Annotated in this window: 17 protein-coding genes; 6 read left to right on the top strand and 11 right to left on the bottom strand. The window is 60.9% G+C overall.

The genetic code is table 11. The annotated features are described in order from the left end of the window. Nucleotides 1–211: 211 nt before the first annotated feature. The 8 genes from rpsA to mtnA form a co-directional block, all read right to left on the bottom strand. Nucleotides 212–1,906, bottom strand: coding sequence for a 30S ribosomal protein S1 (gene rpsA, locus PMI35_RS03870; RefSeq protein ID WP_008065216.1), 1,695 nt, complete (start codon nucleotides 1,904–1,906; stop codon nucleotides 212–214). A gap of 119 nt (nucleotides 1,907–2,025) precedes the next feature. Beyond that, nucleotides 2,026–2,715 carry a (d)CMP kinase gene (gene cmk / locus PMI35_RS03865; RefSeq protein ID WP_008065217.1) on the bottom strand — a complete coding sequence of 230 codons (690 nt, stop codon included), beginning with the start codon at nucleotides 2,713–2,715 and terminating at the stop codon, nucleotides 2,026–2,028. Then, entirely contained in the window at nucleotides 2,712–4,919 is a 2,208-nt protein-coding gene (locus PMI35_RS03860; RefSeq protein ID WP_032832079.1) for a bifunctional prephenate dehydrogenase/3-phosphoshikimate 1-carboxyvinyltransferase, read from the bottom strand. The genes cmk and PMI35_RS03860 overlap by 4 nt, the downstream gene beginning before the upstream one ends. A 28-nt stretch (nucleotides 4,920–4,947) precedes the next feature. After that, nucleotides 4,948–6,060 (bottom strand): histidinol-phosphate transaminase, encoded by a 1,113-nt coding sequence (gene hisC, locus PMI35_RS03855; RefSeq protein WP_008065219.1) that lies wholly within the window; start codon nucleotides 6,058–6,060, stop codon nucleotides 4,948–4,950. Between the two features lie 13 nt (nucleotides 6,061–6,073). Continuing rightward, the gene (gene pheA, locus PMI35_RS03850) at nucleotides 6,074–7,168 is read right to left on the bottom strand and encodes a prephenate dehydratase (RefSeq protein WP_007939916.1); all 1,095 of its coding nucleotides are present in this window, start codon (nucleotides 7,166–7,168) and stop codon (nucleotides 6,074–6,076) included. Then, nucleotides 7,168–8,253 (bottom strand): 3-phosphoserine/phosphohydroxythreonine transaminase, encoded by a 1,086-nt coding sequence (gene serC / locus PMI35_RS03845; protein WP_008065221.1) that lies wholly within the window; start codon nucleotides 8,251–8,253, stop codon nucleotides 7,168–7,170. Before serC ends, pheA begins: the two co-directional genes overlap by 1 nt. A gap of 250 nt (nucleotides 8,254–8,503) precedes the next feature. Further along, nucleotides 8,504–11,158, bottom strand: coding sequence for a DNA gyrase subunit A (gene gyrA / locus PMI35_RS03840; protein ID WP_008065222.1), 2,655 nt, complete (start codon nucleotides 11,156–11,158; stop codon nucleotides 8,504–8,506). 427 nt (nucleotides 11,159–11,585) lie between these two features. After that, a complete protein-coding gene (gene mtnA / locus PMI35_RS03835) occupies nucleotides 11,586–12,662 on the bottom strand; it encodes an S-methyl-5-thioribose-1-phosphate isomerase (protein ID WP_008065224.1) in 1,077 nt (358 codons plus the stop codon). A gap of 108 nt (nucleotides 12,663–12,770) precedes the next feature. On the opposite strand from mtnA, the gene PMI35_RS03830 reads away from it, so the two are divergent. From PMI35_RS03830 to PMI35_RS03810, 5 genes are all read left to right on the top strand, one after another. Continuing rightward, complete coding sequence (locus tag PMI35_RS03830; RefSeq protein WP_008065226.1) at nucleotides 12,771–14,105, top strand: TRZ/ATZ family hydrolase; 1,335 nt, start codon at nucleotides 12,771–12,773, stop codon at nucleotides 14,103–14,105. A gap of 58 nt (nucleotides 14,106–14,163) precedes the next feature. Then, on the top strand, nucleotides 14,164–14,862 hold the full coding sequence (gene ubiG, locus PMI35_RS03825) for a bifunctional 2-polyprenyl-6-hydroxyphenol methylase/3-demethylubiquinol 3-O-methyltransferase UbiG (RefSeq protein WP_008065228.1): 699 nt from the start codon (nucleotides 14,164–14,166) through the stop codon (nucleotides 14,860–14,862). 4 nt (nucleotides 14,863–14,866) lie between these two features. Next, the gene (gene mupP, locus PMI35_RS03820) at nucleotides 14,867–15,538 is read left to right on the top strand and encodes an N-acetylmuramic acid 6-phosphate phosphatase MupP (protein WP_008065230.1); all 672 of its coding nucleotides are present in this window, start codon (nucleotides 14,867–14,869) and stop codon (nucleotides 15,536–15,538) included. Nucleotides 15,539–15,713: 175 nt separating this feature from the next. Beyond that, complete coding sequence (locus PMI35_RS03815) at nucleotides 15,714–16,454, top strand: YciK family oxidoreductase (RefSeq protein WP_008065232.1); 741 nt, start codon at nucleotides 15,714–15,716, stop codon at nucleotides 16,452–16,454. Nucleotides 16,455–16,814: 360 nt separating this feature from the next. Next, a complete protein-coding gene (locus tag PMI35_RS03810; RefSeq protein ID WP_008065233.1) occupies nucleotides 16,815–17,741 on the top strand; it encodes a GGDEF domain-containing protein in 927 nt (308 codons plus the stop codon). A gap of 8 nt (nucleotides 17,742–17,749) precedes the next feature. Here the strand turns inward: PMI35_RS03810 and PMI35_RS03805 are convergent, their stop codons facing one another. The 3 genes from PMI35_RS03805 to PMI35_RS03795 all read right to left on the bottom strand — a co-directional run bounded on the left by PMI35_RS03805 (nucleotide 17,750) and on the right by PMI35_RS03795 (nucleotide 22,176). After that, entirely contained in the window at nucleotides 17,750–19,624 is a 1,875-nt protein-coding gene (locus PMI35_RS03805) for an MFS transporter (protein ID WP_008065237.1), read from the bottom strand. A 104-nt stretch (nucleotides 19,625–19,728) separates the two neighbouring features. Beyond that, nucleotides 19,729–20,880, bottom strand: coding sequence for a TDT family transporter (locus tag PMI35_RS03800; protein ID WP_008065240.1), 1,152 nt, complete (start codon nucleotides 20,878–20,880; stop codon nucleotides 19,729–19,731). A 105-nt stretch (nucleotides 20,881–20,985) separates the two neighbouring features. Next, nucleotides 20,986–22,176 (bottom strand): MFS transporter, encoded by a 1,191-nt coding sequence (locus tag PMI35_RS03795; protein ID WP_008065242.1) that lies wholly within the window; start codon nucleotides 22,174–22,176, stop codon nucleotides 20,986–20,988. Nucleotides 22,177–22,305: 129 nt separating this feature from the next. Here PMI35_RS03795 and PMI35_RS03790 point away from each other — a divergent pair, with 129 nt between their 5' ends. Beyond that, complete coding sequence (locus tag PMI35_RS03790; RefSeq protein ID WP_008065243.1) at nucleotides 22,306–22,842, top strand: TetR/AcrR family transcriptional regulator; 537 nt, start codon at nucleotides 22,306–22,308, stop codon at nucleotides 22,840–22,842. Nucleotides 22,843–22,968: the final 126 nt, after the last annotated feature.

Consider the following 22,968-nt stretch of genomic DNA (forward strand, 5'->3'; position numbering starts at 1 on the left):
TCCTTATGTCAGGCAGACTGCCCGACCGTCGCTTGCCCCAGACTAAGACTAGCTGCAAATAAGCGATTGATCCTGCTAAGGAAAGAGACAGTTTTGGCGAGGAAATGTTTCGTGACTAGCCACACAGAAGATCGCGCCGACGGCGGATCGGCCAAATTCCAGGCACAAAAAAGGGCGACCGAAGTCGCCCTTTTTTACAGAAAGTCAGAACTTAGTTCTGTTTTTCCGCTTGTGCAGCACGCAGCAGGTCACCCAGGGTGGTGGCTACTGGAGCGTCACCAGCTACTGGCTTGTCGCGCAGGCTCTGGATAGCTTCTTTCTCGTCTTCAACGTCTTTCGACTTGATCGAGAGCTGGATTACGCGGCTCTTGCGATCAACGCTGATGATCTTGGCTTCTACTTCTTCGCCTTCTTTCAGAACGTTGCGCGCGTCTTCAACGCGGTCACGGCTGATTTCGGAGGCTTTCAGAGTCGCTTCGATATCGTCGGCCAGGGTGATGATGGCGCCTTTGGCGTCAACTTCTTTCACGATGCCCTTAACGATTGCGCCTTTGTCGTTCTCTTGAACGTACTCGGAGAACGGATCGCTTTCCAGTTGCTTGATACCCAGGGAGATGCGCTCGCGCTCTGGGTCAACCGACAGGATAACGGTGTCCAGCTCGTCGCCCTTCTTGAAACGACGAACAGCTTCTTCGCCAACTTCGTTCCAGGAAATGTCGGACAGGTGAACCAGGCCGTCGATGCCGCCGTCCAGACCAATGAAGATACCGAAATCGGTGATCGACTTGATGGTGCCGGAGATTTTATCGCCCTTGTTGAACTGGCCAGAGAAATCTTCCCATGGGTTAGATTTGCACTGCTTGATGCCCAGGGAGATACGACGACGCTCTTCGTCGATGTCCAGAACCATAACTTCCACTTCGTCGCCGACTTGTACGACTTTCGAAGGGTGGATGTTCTTGTTGGTCCAGTCCATTTCGGAAACGTGTACCAGGCCTTCAACGCCTTCTTCCAGCTCAGCGAAGCAGCCGTAGTCGGTCAGGTTGGTAACACGAGCGGTAACGCGAGTGCTTTCTGGGTAACGGGCTTTGATAGCAACCCATGGATCTTCGCCCAGTTGCTTCAGGCCCAGGGAAACACGATTGCGCTCGCGATCGTACTTCAGAACCTTGACATCGATCTCGTCGCCAACGTTGACGATTTCGGAAGGATGCTTGATACGCTTCCAAGCCATGTCGGTAATGTGCAGCAGGCCATCGACGCCACCCAGATCGACGAATGCGCCGTAATCGGTGAGGTTCTTGACGATACCTTTGACTTGTTGGCCTTCCTGCAGGGATTCCAGCAGAGCTTCGCGCTCGGCGGAGTTCTCGGCTTCCAGGACACTGCGACGGGAAACGACAACGTTGTTGCGCTTCTGGTCCAGCTTGATGACCTTGAATTCCAGCTCTTTGCCTTCCAGGTGCGTGGTGTCGCGCACTGGACGGACGTCAACCAGAGAACCTGGCAGGAACGCACGGATGCCGTTAACGTCGACAGTGAAGCCGCCTTTAACCTTACCGTTGATAACGCCCTTGACCACTTCTTCGGCTGCGAAGGCTGCTTCCAGAACAATCCAGCATTCAGCGCGCTTGGCTTTTTCACGGGACAGCTTGGTTTCGCCAAAGCCGTCTTCAACCGAGTCCAGCGCAACGTGAACTTCGTCACCGACGTTGATAGTCAGGTCGCCAGCGTCGTTGTAGAACTGCTCAAGCGGGATGAGTGCTTCAGACTTCAGGCCAGCGTGAACGGTTACCCAGCGAGCTTGGTAATCGATATCAACGATAACACCGGTGATGATGGAGCCTGCCTGAAGGTTCAGGGTTTTTAGGCTTTCTTCAAAGAGTTCCGCAAAGCTTTCGCTCATTTTAATTCCTGTTGATGAGGGCGAAGAATACGCCCATCTCCACACCCCAGACGGTGTGGGTTAGTTTCATTTAGAAGAAGCACCACAGAACTATGACTGGTCCCCTGCGGCCTTCTTGTTCACCCGGCGATATCGCGAATGGCGATCTCGCTCATGATGCGTTCCAGCACCTGCTCGATGGATAATTCCGTGGAATCCAGCTGTATGGCGTCAGCCGCCGGTTTGAGCGGGGCTACCGCTCGCTGGGTGTCACGCTCATCGCGTGCACGTATCTCATCTAGCAGACTCGACAGACTAACATCCTCGACTTTGTCCTTCAACTGCAAATATCGACGACGTGCCCGCTCCTCGGCGCTGGCGGTCAGGAAAATCTTCAGCGGCGCATCCGGAAACACCACCGTACCCATGTCGCGACCGTCGGCCACCAGGCCCGGCGCTTCCTGGAAGGCGCGCTGGCGCTGCAGCAGCGCCTCGCGCACCGCGGGCAACGCAGCCACCTGGGACGCACCCGAGCCGATGCTTTCGGTACGGATCACATCGCTGACTTCGTCACCTTCCAGGATGATGCGCTGCAGCTGACCTTCGGTCGCCGCGATGAACTGCACATCCAGATGAGCGGCAAGTTTCTTCAGCAGCTCTTCATTGGTCAGGTCGACGCCATGGTTGTGGGCAGCGAAGGCCAGCAGACGGTACAGCGCACCGGAATCGAGCAGGTTCCAGCCCAGGCGATTGGCCAGGATCCCGGCGATCGTGCCTTTGCCCGAACCACTTGGACCATCGATGGTGATGACCGGTGCAGTGCTCTTCACGACTGAGCCTCTTGGGCAACGCGGATACCGACCTGCGCGCACAGCGCGAGGAAGTTGGGGAACGAGGTGGCGACGTTGGCGCAGTCATGGATGCGGATCGGTGCAGTGGCGCGCAGCGAGGCAACACTGAAGGCCATGGCAATCCGGTGGTCGCCGTGACCGTGCACTTCTCCGCCGCCGATCTGGCCGCCGTCGATGATGATGCCATCCGGGGTCGGCTCACATTTTACGCCCAATGCCAGCAAGCCATCGGCCATGACCTGGATACGGTCCGACTCCTTGACTCGCAGCTCTTCGGCGCCGGTCAATACAGTGCGCCCTTCAGCACAAGCAGCAGCCACGAACAGCACCGGGAATTCGTCGATGGCCAGCGGAACCAGCGCCTCGGGAATCTCGATACCCTTGAGTTTAGCTGCCCGCACGCGCAGGTCAGCTACTGGCTCGCCACCCACTTCACGCTGGTTTTCCAGAGTGATGTCCGCGCCCATCAGGCGCAGGATGTCGATGACACCGGTGCGGGTCGGGTTGATGCCGACATGCTCAAGCACCAACTCCGAACCTTCAGCAATAGAAGCGGCCACCAGGAAGAACGCCGACGACGAGATGTCGCCCGGCACTTCGATGTGGGTCGCGGCCAGCTTGCCGCCGGACTCGACCGAAGCCGTTGCACCGTCAACGGTCACCGGGTAGCCGAAGCCACGCAGCATGCGCTCGGTGTGGTCACGGGTTGGCGCAGGCTCGGTAACGGTAGTCTTGCCTTCGGCGTACAGCCCCGCCAGCAGCAGGCAGGATTTAACCTGGGCACTGGCCATCGGCATGGTGTAGGTCAGGCCCTTGAGCTTGTTGCCACCGCGAATGGTCATCGGTGGACGACCTTCAGCGGCGGTCTCGATCACGGCGCCCATCTCACGCAGCGGGTTGGCCACGCGATTCATCGGGCGCTTGGACAGCGAAGCGTCGCCGGTCAGAGTGCTGTCGAAGTCTTGTGCGGCCAGCAGGCCGGACAACAGGCGCATCGACGTGCCGGAGTTACCCAGGTAGATCGGGCCCGGTGCTGGCTTGAGGCCATGCAGGCCGACGCCGTGAATGGTCACACGACCATGGTGCGGGCCTTCGATGACCACGCCCATGTCACGGAATGCCTGCAGGGTCGCCAGGGCGTCTTCGCCCTCGAGGAAGCCTTCGACTTCGGTGACGCCTTCGGCCAGGGAGCCCAGCATGATCGAACGGTGGGAAATCGACTTGTCGCCTGGTACGCGAATCCGACCGGACAGGCGGCCACCAGGTTGAGCCAGGAAAATCAGATCGTTGGAATTCATAGCGTCCACATAGGCCCGACGGGCCAGGATTTTACTGAAATGCTCGCGGGCAACCCGGGCGCGCGTGAAAACGCCCAACAATTGGTGCCCATCCCCTGCATCGACCGCGTCGCGCAAGGCGTCGAGGTCGCTGCGAAATGTATCGAGTGTGCGCAGGACAGCTTCGCGGTTAGCGAGGAAGATGTCATGCCACATGACCGGGTCGCTCCCGGCGATTCTTGTGAAATCGCGGAAACCGCCCGCAGCGTAACGGAAGATCTCAAGATTTTCATTGCGCTTGGCCAGCGAGTCGACCAGGCCGAATGCCAGCAAATGCGGCAGATGACTGGTGGCGGCCAACACTTCGTCGTGCCGCTCGACCTGCATGTGCTCGACATCAGCACCCAGCTCGCGCCACAAGCGGTCAACCACGGCCAAGGCTTGCGGATCAGTCTGTTCCAGCGGTGTCAGGATCACTTTGTGGCGACGGAACAGTTCGGCATTGGAGGCTTCCACCCCGCTCTGCTCGGAACCGGCGATCGGATGCCCCGGCACGAAACGCGCCGGCATGCCGCCAAAAGCTTCGCTCGCCGCACGCACGACATTGCCCTTGGCGCTGCCGACGTCCGTCAGGATCGCTTGCCCCAAATCCATGCCGGCCAATCGGCCAAGCATTTTTTCCATGGCAAGGATCGGCACGGCCAGCTGGATTACGTCGGCCCCCTGGCAAGCGACCGCCAGGTCGTCCTCACAGCGATCCACCACACCCAGTTCGACCGCCAGCTTGCGCGACTGCGGGTCGAGGTCGACCCCGACCACTTCGCGGCACACGCCACTTTCGCGCAAACCCTTGGCAAACGAACCGCCGATCAACCCCAGGCCGACCACCACCAGGCGACCGACCAAGGGTTCAGCAGATTGCGGCACAGTCACATCAACCACGGGCCATAACCTTGGTCAGCGCCTCGAGGAAGCGGCTGTTCTCCGTCGGCAGGCCGATGGTGACGCGCAAGTGGTTCGGCATGCCGTAGTTGGCCACCGGACGCACGATCACGCCTTCGCGCAGCAAGCCCTGGAACACCGGAGCCGCTTCGCGGCCCAGATCAACGCAGATGAAGTTGCCTTTGGATGGAATCCAGCTCAGCCCCAGCTCGCGGAAACCCGCTTCCAGTTGCTGCATGCCCGACTCGTTCAAGCGACGACTTTCAGCCAGGTATTCGGCGTCTTGCAGCGCAGCGCACGCAGCGGCCAAGGCCAGGCTGTTGACGTTGAACGGCTGGCGCACGCGGTTCAGCACATCGGCGACCACGGCGGTAGACAAGCCATAACCGACGCGCAATGCCGCCAGGCCGTAGGCCTTGGAGAAGGTGCGCGACACCAGCAGGTTCGGGTAGGCCGCCAGGAAGTCCAGGCCGTCCGGCAAGTCGCTGCCTTCGGCGTATTCGATGTAGGCCTCGTCCAGCACCACCAGCACGTGCTCCGGCACGTCCTGGAGGAATTCGTCCAGCGCCTCGGTATCGAACCAGGTCCCGGTCGGGTTGTTCGGGTTGGCGATGAAGACGACGCGGGTATCGGCGTCGATCGCCGCCAGCATGGCCGGCAGGTCATGCCCCCAATCCTTGGCCGGGATCACTTTGGCCTGGGCGCCGACGGCCTGGGTCACGATCGGGTAGACCGCGAACGCATGCTCGCTGAACACCGCATTCAGGCCCGGCGCCAGGTAGGCACGAGCGACCAGCTCCAGGATGTCGTTGGAGCCGTTGCCCAGTGTCACCTGATTGAGCTCGACGCGGCACTGTTCGGCCAGCAGGGTCTTGAGCGCAAAACCGTTGCCGTCCGGATAACGGGTCAGCTCGACCAGGGCATCACGGATGGCGGCCAGGGCCTTGGGGCTCGCGCCCAGCGGGTTTTCGTTGCTGGCCAGCTTGACGATGCTGGCCGGATCGAGATCCAGCTCACGCGCCAGTTCGTCCACGGGCTTGCCCGGAACGTAAGGCGAAAGTTGTTGCACGCCCGGCTGTGCCAGAGCGAGGAAATTGCCACTCATTTGCTACCGCCCCTTAGAGAACTGCTTTCGGGTAGGAACCCAGCACTTTGAGTGCTACTGCTTCCTGACTGATCTTTTCCAGCACACCTTTTACCAGCGGGTCGCGGTGGTGGCCGACGAAGTCGATGAAGAACACGTAGGTCCATTTACCGCTGCGCGACGGACGGGTCTCGATGCGCGTCAGGTCGATGCCGTTGTCGTGGAACGGCACCAGCAATTCGTGCAGCGCGCCCGGCTTGTTGCTCATCGAGACGATGATCGAGGTCTTGTCGTCGCCGGTCGGCGGCACTTCCTGGTTACCGATCATGAGGAAGCGCGTGGAGTTGTCCGGACGGTCCTCGATTTTCTCGGCCAGTCGGGTCAGCCCGTAGAGGCCGGCTGCCATGTCGCCGGCGATCGCCGCCGAGTTCCACTCACCCTTGACCCGCTTGGCCGCTTCGGCGTTGCTGGACACCGCCACGCGCTCGACATTCGGGTAATGGGCGTCCAGCCACTTGCGGCACTGGGCCAGGGACTGGGCGTGGGAATAGATACGGCTGATGCTGTCGGTCTTGGTGTTCTCACCGACCAACAGGTGGTGGTGGATCCGCAGCTCGACTTCACCACAGATCACCATGTCGTGCTCAAGGAAGCTGTCGAGGGTGTGGTTGACTGCGCCTTCGGTGGAGTTTTCCACCGGGACCACGCCAAAGTTCACCGCACCGGCCGCCACTTCGCGGAACACTTCGTCGATGGCCGCCATCGGCTTGCTGATCACGGCGTGACCGAAGTGTTTCATGGCCGCGGCCTGGGTGAAGGTACCTTCAGGGCCGAGGTACGCCACTTTCAGCGGCTGCTCGAGGGCCAGGCACGAGGACATGATTTCGCGGAACAACCGCGCCATCTCTTCGTTGCCCAGCGGCCCCTGGTTGCGCTCCATGACACGCTTGAGCACCTGAGCTTCGCGCTCGGGACGATAGAACACCGGCACTTCGCCTTCGGCCAGCGAGGCCATCTTTACCCGCGCAACTTCCTGGGCGCAGCGTGCGCGCTCACTGATCAACTCCAGGACCTTTTCGTCCAGGGCATCAATGCGCAGGCGCAGTGCCTTGAGTTCTTGCTCAGACATTAGCCGTGTTCCTTCTCGAACTCTGCCATGTACGCCACCAGCGCGTTGATCGCGCTGATGTCGACGGCGTTATAGATGGAGGCGCGCATGCCGCCCACGGAACGGTGGCCCTTGAGGTTCAGCAGGCCACGCTCGTCGGCACCGGCCAGGAACGGCTTGTCCAGACGGTCGTCGGCCAGGCGGAACGGTACGTTCATCCACGAGCGGTCCGACTTGTTGATCGGGTTGCTGTAGAGACCGCTGGCGTCGATGAAGTCGTACAGCGTGCGCTGCTTGACGTCATTGAGCTTGCCGATAGCCTCGACACCGCCCTGCTCTTTCAGCCACTCGAACACCAGGCCGGACAGGTACCAGGCCAGGGTCGGCGGGGTGTTGTACATCGAGCCGTTGTCGGCCGCGACCTTGTAGTTGAGCATGGTCGGGCAAATGGAACGGGCGTTACCCAACAGGTCTTCGCGAACGATATTGACCACGATGCCGCTCGGGCCGATGTTCTTCTGGGCGCCGGCGTAGATCATGCCGAAACGCGAAACATCGATCGGGCGCGACAGGATGTCCGAAGACATGTCGGCGACCAGCGGAACATCGCCGGTTTCCGGAACCCACTGGAATTCCAGACCGCCGATGGTTTCGTTCGGCGCGTAGTGGACGTAGGCCGCATCTGCAGACAGCTTCCATTCGTTCTGGCCGGGAATGGCGAAATAGTCGTAGGGCTTGGCGGTGGCGGCAACATTGACGTTGCCGAAGCGCGACGCTTCCTCGATGGCTTTCTGCGACCAGATACCGGTGTCGATATAGTCGGCGGTACCGCTTTCAGGCAACAGGTTCAGGGGAATCTGGGCGAACTGCTGGCTGGCGCCACCTTGCAGGAACAGCACTTTGTAGTTCGACGGGATATTCAGCAGATCACGCAGATCCTGCTCGGCCTTGGTGGCGATGGACACGAACTCATCGCTGCGATGGCTCATTTCCATGACCGACAGGCCCTTGCCGTGCCAGTCGAGAAGTTCACCCTGGGCGCGCTGCAGGACAGCTTCGGGAAGCGCCGCAGGACCGGCACAGAAGTTATAGGCTCTCTTGCTCACATCCAATCTCGCTCTGATTTGGTGGTATCACGCAATAAATCACAACATCAATCGACACAGAGTCCCTGCTGAAGCACAGCTTTTGTAGGAGTGAGCCTGCTCGCGATTGCATCACCGCGATGTGTCAGACATACCGCGGCGCCTGCATCGCGAGCAGGCTCACTCCTACAAGGGACTCCATGGGTGTCGAATTTTTCATTCAGGACAAACAACAAGGGGGCGAATTTTCATCCGCCCCCTGCTTACCCGCTTATTCCTGTGGTTCTTCGTCAGCAGCGGCGTCGAGTTGCTGGTCGTCGACGATGTCGTCGATCACGACATTGCTGTCGAACTCGGCACCTTCTTCACCTTCGAGCTCTTCACCCTCGACTTCCGATGGCTCCTGGACCCGCTCCAGACCGACCAGCGTTTCATCATTGGCCAGCTTGATCAGGGTCACGCCCTGGGTGTTACGACCCAGGCTGGACACTTCGTCGACACGGGTACGCACCAGGGTGCCCTGGTCGGAAATCAGCATGATCTCCTCGCCATCAAGTACTTGGACCGCACCGACCAGACGGCCGTTACGCTCGTTGCTGACCATCGCGATAACGCCCTGGCCGCCACGCTTGTACTCAGGGAACTCGGTGATCGCCGTGCGCTTGCCAAAACCACGTTCGGAAGCGGTGAGGATCTGGCTGCCTTCTTCCGGGATCAGCATGGAAATTAGCTTCTGCCCTTCCGGCAGACGCATGCCGCGCACACCGCGGGCGGTACGGCCCATGGCGCGAACGTCGGATTCCTTGAAGCGGGTGACCTTGCCACCATCGGAGAACAGCATGACTTCGCGCTCGCCATCGGTAATGGCCGCGGAAATCAGCACGTCGCCTTCGTCCAGCTCCAGCGCGATCAGGCCGACGCTGCGTTGACGGCTGAAGGATTCCAGCGGGGTCTTCTTCACGGTGCCGTTGGCGGTGGCCATGAAGATGAAGTGACCTTCGGTGTATTCCTCGACCGGCAACATGGTAGTGATGTATTCACCGTCATCCAGCGGCAGCAGGTTGACCAGCGGACGACCACGGGCGGCACGGGAGGCTTCCGGGATTTCGTAGGTTTTCAGCCAGTACACCTTGCCCTTGCTGGAGAACAACAGCAGCGTGGTGTGGCTGTTGGCAACCAGCAGGTGAGCGATGTAGTCCTCATCCTTGACGCCGGTCGCCGACTTGCCTTTACCGCCACGACGCTGGGCCTGGTAGGCCGCCAGCGGCTGGGTCTTGGCGTAGCCACCGTGGGAAATGGTCACGACGCGATCTTCTTCCGGGATCATGTCGCCCAGGGTCAGGTCCAGACGCGCATCGAGGATTTCGGTACGACGCACGTCGCCGTATTCGGCGCGGATCACTTCCAGCTCTTCGCGGATCACTTCCATCAGGCGCGTGGCGCTGTTGAGGATGCGGATCAGCTCGCCGATCTGGTTGAGGATCTCTTGATACTCGGCCAGCAGCTTTTCGTGTTCCAGGCCGGTCAGACGGTGCAGACGCAGTTCCAGGATGGCTTGCGCCTGCTCTGGCGACAGGAAGTACTTGCCGTCGCGCAGGCCGTATTGCGGATCGAGGTTTTCCGGACGGCACGAATCGGCACCGGCACGCTCCACCATCGCCACTACCGCCGAGGACTCCCAAGGGGTGCTGACCAGCGCTTCCTTGGCTTCCGACGGGGTCGGCGAGGCCTTGATCAGGGCGATGACCGGGTCGATGTTCGACAGGGCAACCGCTTGACCTTCGAGGATGTGGCCACGTTCGCGCGCCTTGCGCAGTTCGAACACGGTACGGCGGGTGACGACTTCGCGACGGTGACGCACGAAGGCTTCCAGCAGGTCCTTGAGGTTCAGGATGCGTGGACGGCCGTCGATCAGCGCGACGATGTTGATACCGAACACCGCTTGCAGCTGGGTCTGGGCGTAGAGGTTGTTGAGGATCACCTCAGGCACTTCGCCGCGACGCAGCTCGATCACGACGCGCATACCGTCCTTGTCGGACTCGTCGCGCAGTTCGGTGATGCCTTCGAGTTTCTTCTCCTTGACCAGCTCGGCGATCTTCTCGATCAGACGGGCCTTGTTCAGCTGGTAAGGCAGTTCGGTGATGACGATCTGCTGGCGACCACCGACCTTGTCGATGTCTTCGATCATCGAGCGGGCACGCATGTAGATGCGCCCGCGACCGGTGCGGTAGGCCTCGATGATGCCGGCGCGACCGTTGATGATCGCGGCGGTCGGGAAGTCCGGACCCGGGATGTACTGCATCAGCTCGTCGACGGTCAGCTCGGGGTTGTCGATGAGCGCCAGGCAACCGTCGATGACTTCACCGAGGTTGTGCGGCGGAATGTTGGTCGCCATGCCCACGGCGATACCGCTGGAGCCGTTGACCAGCAGGTTGGGAATACGGGTCGGCATGACCGCCGGGATCATTTCGGTGCCGTCGTAGTTCGGCACCCAGTCCACGGTTTCTTTATGCAGGTCAGCCAGCAGCTCGTGCGCCAGCTTGGTCATGCGCACTTCGGTGTATCGCATGGCCGCGGCGTTGTCGCCGTCCACCGAACCAAAGTTGCCCTGGCCGTCTACCAGCAGGTAGCGCAGGGAAAATGGCTGCGCCATCCGAACGATGGTGTCGTACACCGCGGTATCACCGTGCGGGTGATACTTACCGATCACGTCACCGACAACACGGGCAGATTTCTTGTACGGCTTGTTGAAGTCGTTGCCCAGCTCGCTCATCGCGAACAGTACGCGCCGGTGCACGGGCTTCAAGCCATCGCGCGCATCCGGCAGTGCCCGCCCGACAATTACGCTCATCGCGTAGTCGAGATAGGACTGCTTCAGCTCGTCTTCGATATTGACCGGGAGGATTTCTTTGGCCAGTTCGCCCATGAGAAGCCTGATTCCTTTTTCTGGTGAAACTTCGTCTCATCCATATGGGACGAACGAAGCTCGCCGCTGCAGGCTGAGTGCCGTGCACCGACTTACGACAAATCAACGAGTTATGCCATGGATCTGCGCAGTAAAGGTCGCCCCGCGGAGCAACCTTGGAAACCGCCGGATGTTATCACAAGAGCCGCCACGCACCTATCCCCCTGATGCGCATGGAGCATAGTTAGTTGACCGATGACAGGCTTGAAGGGGACGAGAGAGGCTTAGAGCTGTTGCGAATGCAGAATTCGGGGCCAAATTATGGATGTTTATTGACTTTCAGGCCCTCATCGCCAGCAGGCTGGCTCCCACAGTTGAATTGTGCCGATCACGAACCCTGTGGGAGCCAGCCTGCTGGCGATGGCGCCCTATCAAACACCACAGCCCATCAATGCAGGCGCTTGCGGCACATCAACTGCGTCATCTTCGCCGTATCCGGCCGCTCGACGATGCCTTTTTCGGTGACGATCGCATCGATCAGGTCCGCCGGGGTCACGTCGAACACCGGGTTGAACGCATCGACACCCGCCCCAAGCCGCTGGCCACCCACTTCCAGTAACTCACGCCCGTCTCGCTCCTCGAGCACAATGTCGTCGCCACTGGCCAGTTCCATGTCGATGGTCGAACTCGGCGCCACCACCATGAAGCGCACCCCGTGGTGCATGGCATTGACCGCCAGCTGATAGGTGCCGATCTTGTTGGCCACGTCGCCATTGGCGGTGATGCGGTCCGCGCCGACAATGACCCAGGTGACGCCCTTGATTTTCATGATGTGCGCGGCGGCGGAGTCGGCATGCAGGGTCACCGGTATGCCTTCGTTGGCCAGCTCCCAGGCGGTCAGGCGCGAGCCTTGCAGCCATGGACGGGTTTCGCTGGCATACACGCGCTCGACCATACCCTCGATGAAGGCGCCGCGAATCACCCCCAGCGCCGTGCCGAAGCCACCGGTGGCCAGCGCTCCGGTATTGCAGTGGGTCAGGATCGCCTGGGCGTTGCCCTGGTGCTTGCGGATCAGGTCGACGCCCAGTTGCGCCATCGTCAGGTTGGCTTCGCGGTCGCTTTCGTGAATGGCCAGGGCCTCGGCTTCCAGCACGGACAAAGGGTCCGCGTGCTTTTTCAGCCGCGCCAGGCGCTCGCGCATGCGGCCCAGCGCCCAGAACAGATTGACCGCGGTCGGACGAGCATCGGCGAGCAACGTGAAATCCTCCTCCAGCGCTGCCTGCCAGTGGCCGCCCTCGGCGAACCGGGCGCGCGCCGCCAGCACAACGCCATAGGCGGCACTGATGCCAATGGCCGGCGCGCCGCGCACCACCATCGAGCGAATGGCCTCGGCCACGCCCGCCGCGCTGGTGCAGGCGATCCAGGTTTGCTCGAACGGTAAAACACGCTGATCCAGCAGGTACAAGGTGCCATCACGCCAATCGATGGCCTTTACCTTCTCAGCAGCCAACAGTCGATCGCGCATCCCACACCCCGCAGTCAGAAACAAAAGCCGCCGATTATAGCGATCCCCCAGCCAAGACGCTCGGGTATACTTCGCCATCCTTTACAAAAGCCCTGGAACCGAACCTCGATGCCGAACACTGCCGTTGCGCTCGATCTGTTGTTGCTGCCGACCTGGCTGGTACCCGTCGAACCCGCTGGCGTCGTGCTCAAGGATCATGGCCTGGGCATCCGTGACGGGCGCATCGCTTTCATCGGTCCACGCCGCGATGCCCTGCAGCTTAACGCAACCGAAGTGCGCGAACTGCCTGACATCCTGCTCAGCCCAGGCCTGATCAATGCCCACGGGCATGCGGCAATGACCCTGTTCCGCGGCCTGGCTGACGATCTGCCGCTGATGACCTGGCTGGAAAACCACATCTGGCCGGCCGAAGCCAAGTGGGTCGACGAGGAATTCGTACGCGACGGCACGGACCTGGCCATCGCCGAACAGCTCAAGGGCGGCATCACTTGCTTCTCTGACATGTATTTCTTCCCGAAGGTTGCCAGCGAGCGCGTGCACAACAGCGGCATTCGCGCACAAATCGCGATTCCGATCCTCGATTTCCCGATCCCGGGCGCCAGCACGGCGGACGACGCGATTCGCCAGGGTGTCGAGCTGTTTGGCGACCTCAAGCATCACGAACGGATCAAAATCACCTTCGGCCCCCATGCACCCTACACCGTGGGCGATGAAAACCTGGAAAAAATCCGGGTGATCGCCGAAGAGCTGGACGCGTCGATCCACATGCATGTGCACGAAACCGCTTTCGAAGTGCAGCAAGCGCTCGAACAACGGGGTGAACGGCCGCTGGCCCGCCTGGCGCGCCTGGGCCTGCTGGGGCCACGTTTCCAGGCGGTGCATATGACCCAGATCAGCGAGGAAGACCTGGTGTTGCTGGTAGAAAGCAACACCCATGTCATTCACTGCCCGGAGTCGAACCTGAAGCTGGCCAGCGGTTTCTGCCCGGTGGAGCGTTTGTGGCAGGCCGGGGTCAACGTGGCCCTCGGCACCGACGGCGCCGCCAGCAACAATGACCTGGACCTGCTGGGCGAAACCCGTACCGCCGCCCTGCTGGCCAAGGCCGTCGCGGGCTCGGCCACCGCACTGGACGCCCACAGCGCCTTGCGCATGGCCACCCTCAACGGTGCACGCGCACTGGGGATCGAAACCGAGGTGGGTTCGCTGGAACTTGGCAAGGCCGCCGACATCGTGGCGTTCGACCTCTCGGGCCTGGCCCAGCAACCGGTCTACGACCCGGTTTCGCAGCTTATATATGCCAGCGGTCGCGATTGCGTGAAACACCTTTGGGTCGCGGGCAAGCAACTGCTCGACGACCGCCGCCTGACGCGCCTGGATGAACAACAACTCATCGCCACCGCCAAGGCCTGGGGCCAGCGCATCAGCGGCCGCAAAGAATCGTAAGCCCCCCGGACTCAACACCGGGGCTACAGGATTTTTCAAGTTTTAGAGGACTTAAACCATGAGCAACGTCGACTACGCCGAAATCGCCAAATTCGAAGCCCTGGCCCATCGCTGGTGGGACCGCGAGAGCGAATTCAAACCGCTGCACGACATCAATCCGCTGCGCGTCAACTGGATTGACGAACGCGTCAACCTGGCCGGCAAGAAAGTCCTCGACGTTGGGTGCGGCGGCGGCATCCTCAGTGAGGCCATGGCCCAGCGCGGCGCGACCGTGACCGGCATCGACATGGGCGAAGCGCCACTGGCGGTGGCCCAACTGCATCAGCTGGAATCGGGCGTGAACGTCGAATACCGGCAGATCACCGCCGAAGCCTTGGCCGAGGAAATGCCCGAGCAGTTCGACGTGGTCACCTGCCTGGAAATGCTTGAACACGTACCTGACCCATCCTCGGTGATCCGCGCGTGCTTCCGCATGGTCAAGCCGGGCGGCCAGGTGTTCTTCTCCACCATCAACCGCAACCCGAAGGCTTACCTGTTCGCCATCGTCGGCGCCGAATACATCATGAAGTTGCTGCCACGCGGCACCCACGACTTCAAGAAATTCATCCGCCCTTCCGAGCTCGGCGCCTGGAGCCGCATGGCCGGCCTGACCGTCAAGGATATCATCGGCCTGACCTACAACCCGCTGACCAAGCATTACAAACTGGCGTCCGACGTGGACGTCAACTACATGATCCAGACCCTGCGCGAGGAGTAAGCCGATGCGTATCAGAGCAGTTCTTTTCGACATGGACGGCACCCTGCTCGACACCGCGCCGGACTTCATTGCGATTTGCCAGGCGATGCGTGCCGACCGCGGTTTGCCGCCGATCAACGACAAGCATATCCGCGACGAAATCTCCGGTGGTGCCAAGGCGATGGTCGCCGTGACCTTCTCCATGGACCCGGAGTCACCAGGTTTCGAGGAATTGCGCCTGGAGTTCCTCGAGCGCTACCTGGTGGGCTGCGCGGTACACAGCAAGCTGTTCGACGGCATGGGTGAACTGTTGGCCGACATCGAGAAGGCCAACCTGATCTGGGGCGTGGTCACCAACAAGCCGCTGCGTTTCGCCGAGCCGATCATGCAGCAGCTGGGGCTGGCCGAGCGCTCGGCACTGCTGATCTGCCCGGATCACGTGAAGAACAGCAAGCCCGACCCGGAACCGTTGATCCTCGCCTGCAAGATGCTCGACCTCGATCCGGCCAGCGTCTTGTTCGTGGGCGATGACCTGCGCGATATCGAATCGGGGCGCGATGCCGGTACCCGGACGGCCGCCGTGACGTTTGGCTATATCCACCCGGACGACAATCCGCGGCATTGGGGGGCGGACGTGGTGGTTGATCATCCGTTTGAGTTGCGCAAGGTGCTTGATAGCGCGCTCTGTGGTTGCTAAGAGTCCACACCCCTTTTTTGGAATGCGGCGCTAATGCTGACGCCTTCGCGGGCAAGCCCGCTCCCACAGGGTCCGGGGTGATCACAAATTTTGTATCCTCAACAGGACCTGTGGGAGCGGGCTTGCCCGCGAATGGCCGCGCCGCGATCTGTCGTCTGTTTTCGTGAGGTTTTTTATGTTTGATTACTCCGCCCGCCCCGATCTGCTCAAGGACCGGGTCATCCTGGTCACCGGTGCCGGTCGTGGCATTGGCGCTGCCGCCGCCAAAACCTATGCCGCCCATGGCGCCACCGTCCTGTTGCTGGGCAAGACCGAAGCCAACCTGATCCAGGTCTACGACGAGATCGAAGCCGCCGGCCATCCGCAACCGGCCGTAATCCCTTTCAACCTGGAAACCGCCCTGCCCCATCAATACGATGAGCTGGCCGCGATGATCGAAAGCGAATTCGGCCACCTGGATGGCTTGTTGCACAACGCGTCGATCATCGGCCCACGCACCCCGATCGAACAGCTGTCCGGCGAAAACTTCATGCGTGTCATGCAGGTCAACGTCAACGCCATGTTCATGTTGACCAGCACCCTGCTGCCACTGCTCAAGCTGTCCCAGGACGCCTCTGTGGTGTTCACCTCCAGCAGCGTCGGGCGCAAGGGTCGCGCATACTGGGGCGCTTACGGGGTTTCGAAATTCGCCACCGAAGGCTTGATGCAAACCCTGGCCGACGAAGTCGACAGCGTGGCGCCGGTCCGCTCCAACAGCATCAATCCGGGGGCCACTCGCACCAGCATGCGCGCCCAGGCGTATCCGGGTGAAAACCCGCTGAACAACCCTACGCCCGAGGAGATCATGCCGGTCTACCTCTACCTGATGGGCCCGGACAGCAGCGGTATCAACGGCCAGGCGTTCAACGCCCAGTAATACCGTCCGTCGCTTTTGTGCCGCGTCGACTTCCCGACGCGGCACAACAACGACAACGTGCATTCAGTCAAACAACCGTCGAAAAATTCCCCTCGCCAACTTTAACCACCATCAATCTATTGATATATAAGGGTTTTTGCTAAATCCAGCTAAATGGCACGACTTTCGCTCCACATTTGTCCGAACCAGCTGTGGGAAAGCCGAGGTTGCGAGGCCAAATTGCCGATTACTAATCTGCGATAAAGCAGATTAAGCTTGTACGAAATGTCCTACGGGACTGACGGACCAGTATGACGCGCGGCCTGGAGCCGCTCGCACCCAGCTTGTAAGACAGCCTTACTGCTTAAGGGCGCACGCCATATGAAACCACCTTCCCAGACCAACGCAATTGACTTTGACAGCGCCAAATTGCAACGCCTGGGCTTTGGTCAGCAGCCACCGATACTGGAGAGGCCCGTCAGCCTCGCGCAGATGCGTCAGCAATTGAACCTGCAGCTGCAAACCAGCCTTGAGCCGCAACGCATACTCGGGCTGTTCTACCGCGAAATCCAACGACTGGTCCCCCTTGATGCCTTGAGCTACCTGCACAAGAGCAGCGACTTGCGCCTGGAGTTCGGCCTTCGGGGCCACCACTCGATCAGCTACAGCCTGAGCCACGAAGGCGAGCACCTGGGCGAACTGATCTTTCGTCGCAACCAGCGTTTCAGCGAACAGGAACAGGCCAACCTCGAGTCCCTGCTGGCCGCCCTGCTCTTCCCGATGCGCAATACCCTGCTGTACCGCGCCGCCACCCAGAGTGCATTGCGCGATCCGCTGACGGACACTGGCAATCGCATCGCCATGGACCAGACGCTGCAGCGGGAAATCGAACTGGCACGACGGCATATGCAGCCCCTGTCGCTGTTGATGCTGGACATCGATCACTTCAAGCAGATCAACGACACCCATGGGCACAGCGCCGGTGATGACGTGCTCAAGGCGGTGGCCGCCTCGATCAAGAACCAGCTGCGTAATGTCGACATGGTGTTTCGCTACGGCGGCGAAGAGTTCCTGATCCTGCTGTCCAACACCAGCCGGGAAGCGGCGGCCCTGGTCGGCGAACGCCTGCGGTTCGCAGCGCAGACCGAGGATTATCCAGCCGATGGCCGCACCGTTGAGCTCACGGTCAGCCTCGGCTGCTCGACCCTGCTGCCCGGCGAATCCGCCGAGAGCCTGTTGCGCAGGGCCGACAGCGCATTGTACGTCGCCAAGCGCGAGGGGCGTAACCGGCTGACGATGGCGGGGTGATATCCGGGTCAGCGCACCGCGCCACGCAGTTCACCCACCATTGCCTGTAGCTTGGCCGGCTGCGCCGCTTCAACGGCCACCATCGGTCCCGCCACCAGCGTCACCCGCGACCACAAGCGGCGAAACAGCCCCTTGCCCGGATCGCGGCTGAAGAAGCTGCCCCACAACCCCTGCAATGCCAGGGGAATGACCGGCACCGGGGTTTCTTCGAGAATACGCGTGAGCCCGCCCTTGAACTCGTTGATCTCGCCATCGGCGGTCAACTTGCCCTCGGGGAAGATGCACACCAACTCTCCGTCCTTCAGATATTGCGCGATGCGCGTGAAGGCCTTTTCGTAGATCTGGATGTCTTCCTGACGACCCGCGATCGGTATCGTCCCCGCGGTACGAAAGATGAAATTGAGCACCGGCAAGTTGTAGATCCTGTAGTACATCACGAAGCGGATCGGCCGACGCACCGCACCGCCAATCAGCAAGGCATCGACGAACGACACGTGATTGCACACCAGCAACGCCGCCCCCTCATCGGGAATCAGGTCGAGGTTGCGATGCTCCACGCGGTACATGGAATGGCTGAGCAGCCAGATCATGAAACGCATGGTGAACTCGGGAACGATCCTGAAGATGTAGGCGTTGACGCCGATGTTCAGCAACGACACCACCAGGAACAATTGCGGGATCGACAGCTTGACCAGGCTCAGCAGGATGATCGAGACGATCGCCGACACCACCATGAACAGCGCGTTGAGAATGTTGTTGGCGGCGATCACCCGGGCCCGTTCGTTCTCGGCGGTGCGTGACTGGATCAGGGCATACAGCGGCACGATGTAGAAACCGCCGAACACCCCCAGGCCGAGGATGTCGAGCAACACCAGCCAGGCGTGGCCAAACCCGAGGATCTCGAGCCAGCCATGGCCCAGGGCATTGTCAGGAATCCCGCCGGAATGCCACCACAGCAACAGGCCAAACACGGTCAACCCGAAAGAACCGAACGGCACCAGGCCGATTTCGACTTTGCGCCCGGAGAGTTTCTCGCAGAGCATCGAACCCACGGCGATGCCGACCGAGAATACCGTCAGGATCAGGGTCACGACGGTTTCGTCGCCGTGCATCCACTCCTTGGCATAGGCCGGGATCTGCGTCAGGTAGATCGCCCCGACAAACCAGAACCAGGAGTTGCCGACAATCGAACGCGACACCGCCGGGGTCTGCCCAAGGCCCAGTTTCAACGTGGCCCAGGACTGGCTGAAGATGTTCCAGTTCAAGCGCATTTGCGGTGAGGCCGCCGCCGCCCGTGGAATACCGCGGCTGGCCAGGTAACCGAGCACGGCGATAGCGATGATCGCGGTGGACACCACTGGCGCGTAGTGACTGGACGACATCATGATGCCGGCACCGATGGTCCCGGCCAGGATTGCCAGGAAAGTGCCCATTTCCACCAGGCCGTTGCCACCCACCAGCTCATCTTCACGCAGGGCCTGGGGCAGGATCGAATACTTCACCGGCCCGAACAGCGCCGAGTGTGTGCCCATGGCGAACAGCGCCAGCAGCATCAACGACAGGTGATCGAACAGGAAGCCCACCGCGCCCACCGCCATGATGACGATCTCCCCGAGCTTGATCAGGCGGATCAGCGCGTCCTTGGCGAATTTCTCACCGAACTGCCCGGCCAGCGCCGAGAACAGGAAAAACGGCAGGATGAACAGCAGCGCGCACAGATTGACCCAGATCGAACGGTCACCTTCGATCGACAGCTTGTACAGGATGGCAAGGATCAACGACTGCTTGAAGATGTTGTCGTTGAACGCCCCGAGGGACTGGGTCACGAAGAACGGCAGGAAGCGCCGGGTGCGCAGCAAGGTGAACTGTGAAGGGTGACTCATCTTCCATGTGTCCCTGAAGCTTATGAGTGGGTAGCGAGTGGCCTGGATACAGTCTTGGAATGTCGCACGTCGATCCAGGCCACACATTACCTAATCTTTGCCGGTTATTTCTTCAATCCTGCAATGCACGGCGAGACAAACAGCTCGCCGCGCCAGGCACCTTGCACCGTACGCTTGGCGACGATCAGCCACATCACGATCAGCAGGCTCACCAGCACACACCCAAAGACACTGAAAAACGTCAGGTGCAGCGTGCTGGCCAGTTTCAACGTTGCCAAAGAATAGACGCCCAACGGAAAGGTGAAACCCCACCAGCCGAGATTGAAAGGAATGCCTGCGCGCAGATAACGCAGGGTGATCAGCACGGCCATCAGCATCCACCACAGGCCAAAGCCCCACAGGGTGATCCCGGCGACCAGGCCCAGCCCCGCGGCAATTTCACCGACACCCGGCAAACCGTTGGCGGTAAAGATGACCGGTGAATCGGCGCCCAATAGCAACATGCCCAGCGCACCGGTACCAATCGGTCCGAGTGCCAGCCAGCTCGACGCGGCCATGTTTTCGTGGGGCAGTTTATGCAGCGCCATGCGCAGCAGCAGAATCGTCAGGATGCTGAACGCCACCGGCAGGGAAAATGCCCAGAGCACGTAGCTGGTCACCAGCATCACCAGTTGCCCATGGGCATCGGCCAGGTGCGGCGCCAGCAAGCCACCGCTGGCGGCCGCCACTTCCGCTGCCACCACCGGCAACAGCCAGACCGCGGTCATCTGATCGATGCTGTGCTCCTGGCGAGTGAACATCAGGAAGGGAATCAGCACCCCGCACGCCACCGACATCGCCACGTCCAGCCACCACAAGGCCTCGGCAAGGTGGATCACGCCGTCGCCCCAGCGCGGCAAGCCGAACAGCAGAAAGCCGTTGATGATGGTCGCCAGGCCCATGGGGATCGTGCCGAAAAACATCGATACCGTGGAGTGGCCAAAAATCCGCCGCGCCTCATCGAAAAACATCACCCAGCGCGCCGCGTACAGCGCCGTGAACAACAGGAACAGCACGATATTGAACAGCCAAAGGGCTTCGGCAATGGCGTGCAGCACTGGACTGGCAACGGGTAATTGCACCAGCGCCAAGGCCAGCACCCCGGTGCCCATGGTGGCGGCGAACCAGTTGGGGGTGAATTGGCGAATGACTTCGCGCGGGTGCTGCAAATGGCTAAACGGTTTGAAACCGGGCTTGAGGGTATTGGGGCATGTCATGGCGAACTCCTGTCCTCTCGTGAGGTGGAGCCCATGTTAGATCCGAATCGAATATCTATATAACGGGTAATTTCTCTAACTGTTATCTATTTTACAGATAAACAATCAATCACATGCAACGCACACCCGGGCCCTGCGTTGCCGCAACGACATCAGCAAGGCGCCGACGGACAGGATGATCAGCCCCGCACCATAGCCATCGGCAGTCGCCACCAGGCCGAACGTATGCGTCAGGTTTCCGGCCAGGAACGACGGCAGGCAGAACGCCAGGTAACTGAGCACGTAATACGCCGACATCAATCCAGCCCGCTCATGGGGCAAGGCCAGGGGCACCAGGCTGCGTACGGCACCAAGGAATCCGGCACCGAAACCACAGCCGGCCACGAGTGTGCCCAGGAAAAACAGGGGCAGACTGGCGCTGTGCACACCCAGCAGGATCAGGACGATACCCGTCGGCAGCAAACTGGTGCCCAACTGCAGCGCTTTGCCGGCGGGTTGGTTACGCAGGGTGAAAATCATCGAGGCACCGGTCAACGTCAAGGCCGCGACCGTAGCTCCGCCAATCAGGTTCGAGGTCGAACCGGTGGCCGTACGCACCAGCGACGGTGCCAGCGATGCGTAAAAACCGCCAAGCGCCCAGGTCGCCACGTTGAGCGGCAATACCCGCCACAGGGTCGAACGCGCTTGAACAGGCACATGCAATGTCGGGCGCAACGATGCCCAGGCCCCGGCCTGGGGCGATACGCTCTCTGGCAAACGCCAGACATACACGGCCTGCAACGCAAACAGGGCGAGGAGCAGCCAGTAAGTCAACTGCAGGGGCGCGGGTGCGAACTGCGCCAACAAGCCGCAACCCATGCCGCCCATAGCCATGCCGAGCAAGGGCGCAACGCTGTTGATCAGCGGCCCCTGCTGGCGATCGACATCCAGCAAGGTGGCACTGAGCACGGCGGTCGCCATGCCGGTGGCGAAACCTTGCAGCACCCGGGCACCAATCAACCAGGCGACGCTATCGGCGTAAATGAACAACAGCATCGCCACGCTATTGAGCACGACAGCAGTGAAAATCACCGGCTTGCGTCCCAGGTAGTCCGAGAGCGAACCCACGGTCAGCAGCGCGGCCAGCAGGCTGAGGGCATAGACGCCGAAAATCAGGGTGAGCATGGCAGCGGAAAATTGCAGCTGCTCCTGATACAAGTGATACAACGGCGTCGGCGCCGTGGAAGCCGCCAGAAAACTGAGCAAGGTGATGGCCAGGAACCCCAAGCTTGCACGGTGTGAATGAGAACTGGACATGGGCAACACTCCACAAAAGCTAATTTTTTGCTTTTGCGGAGTGTGCTACCGACTGGCGCTTAAAGCAAATTCTTTGTGTTAAGGTCAGATGCATGGCCCTACAGAGCCCCGCGAAACAGGAAACACGCAATGACAGCGCCCACTTTACGTCCCGGCGGCCGCAGCGCCCGGGTACAGGAATCGATCCATACCGCGGTGCGCGAACTGCTCGAAGAGCAAGACCGCGCCAGCGTCACCGTGCCGCAAATCGCCGCGCGCGCGGGGGTCACGCCTTCGACCATTTATCGGCGCTGGGGGGATCTGTCGGCGCTGCTGGCGGACGTCGCCCTGGCCCGCATGCAACCGGAAACCGAGTCGCCCAACACCGGCAGCCTGCTGGGCGATGTGCGGGCCTGGGCGGATCAGTACCTGGACGAAATGAGCTCCGCCCCTGGGCGCAACATGCTGCGCGACGTGCAATCGAGCCTCAAGCCCAGCTATTGCGCGACGATCATCGGCGGGCAACTGCAGGTCATCCTCGATCGCTACCCGGACCAACCCAAACCTGATGTCGACCGGCTGATCAACATGGTGGCTGCGCCTATTGTGTTTCGCATCCTGTTTTCCGAGGCGCCGCTGGAGTTTGAGGAGTTGCATCGGTTGATCGAGATTGCGTTGAGTCAGTGAGGCCGCCTTCGCGAGCCTGCTCGCGATGAGGGCAGCACAGGCACCATCAATCTGCTGCGACACCCCGCCACGCCACGACCTTGGTCGACACTGACTAACCCCGGCCATCGTGCGAGACTGTCAGTC

It is taken from the genome of Pseudomonas sp. GM78 (genome assembly GCF_000282475.1).
GTDB lineage: Bacteria > Pseudomonadota > Gammaproteobacteria > Pseudomonadales > Pseudomonadaceae > Aquipseudomonas.

Bases quoted from the DNA above. Each gene is read 5' to 3' on its own strand.
- PMI35_RS03790 (WP_008065243.1), top strand. From the start codon at position 22,306: ATGACAGCGCCCACTTTACGTCCCGGCGGCCGCAGCGCCCGGGTACAG.
- PMI35_RS03795 (WP_008065242.1), bottom strand. From the start codon at position 22,176: ATGTCCAGTTCTCATTCACACCGTGCAAGCTTGGGGTTCCTGGCCATC.
- hisC (WP_008065219.1), bottom strand. From the start codon at position 6,060: ATGAGTGGCAATTTCCTCGCTCTGGCACAGCCGGGCGTGCAACAACTT.
- mtnA (WP_008065224.1), bottom strand. From the start codon at position 12,662: ATGCGCGATCGACTGTTGGCTGCTGAGAAGGTAAAGGCCATCGATTGG.
- PMI35_RS03805 (WP_008065237.1), bottom strand. From the start codon at position 19,624: ATGAGTCACCCTTCACAGTTCACCTTGCTGCGCACCCGGCGCTTCCTG.
- rpsA (WP_008065216.1), bottom strand. From the start codon at position 1,906: ATGAGCGAAAGCTTTGCGGAACTCTTTGAAGAAAGCCTAAAAACCCTG.
- gyrA (WP_008065222.1), bottom strand. From the start codon at position 11,158: ATGGGCGAACTGGCCAAAGAAATCCTCCCGGTCAATATCGAAGACGAG.
- mupP (WP_008065230.1), top strand. From the start codon at position 14,867: ATGCGTATCAGAGCAGTTCTTTTCGACATGGACGGCACCCTGCTCGAC.
- PMI35_RS03800 (WP_008065240.1), bottom strand. From the start codon at position 20,880: ATGACATGCCCCAATACCCTCAAGCCCGGTTTCAAACCGTTTAGCCAT.
- PMI35_RS03815 (WP_008065232.1), top strand. From the start codon at position 15,714: ATGTTTGATTACTCCGCCCGCCCCGATCTGCTCAAGGACCGGGTCATC.
- PMI35_RS03830 (WP_008065226.1), top strand. From the start codon at position 12,771: ATGCCGAACACTGCCGTTGCGCTCGATCTGTTGTTGCTGCCGACCTGG.
- ubiG (WP_008065228.1), top strand. From the start codon at position 14,164: ATGAGCAACGTCGACTACGCCGAAATCGCCAAATTCGAAGCCCTGGCC.
- PMI35_RS03810 (WP_008065233.1), top strand. From the start codon at position 16,815: ATGAAACCACCTTCCCAGACCAACGCAATTGACTTTGACAGCGCCAAA.
- pheA (WP_007939916.1), bottom strand. From the start codon at position 7,168: ATGTCTGAGCAAGAACTCAAGGCACTGCGCCTGCGCATTGATGCCCTG.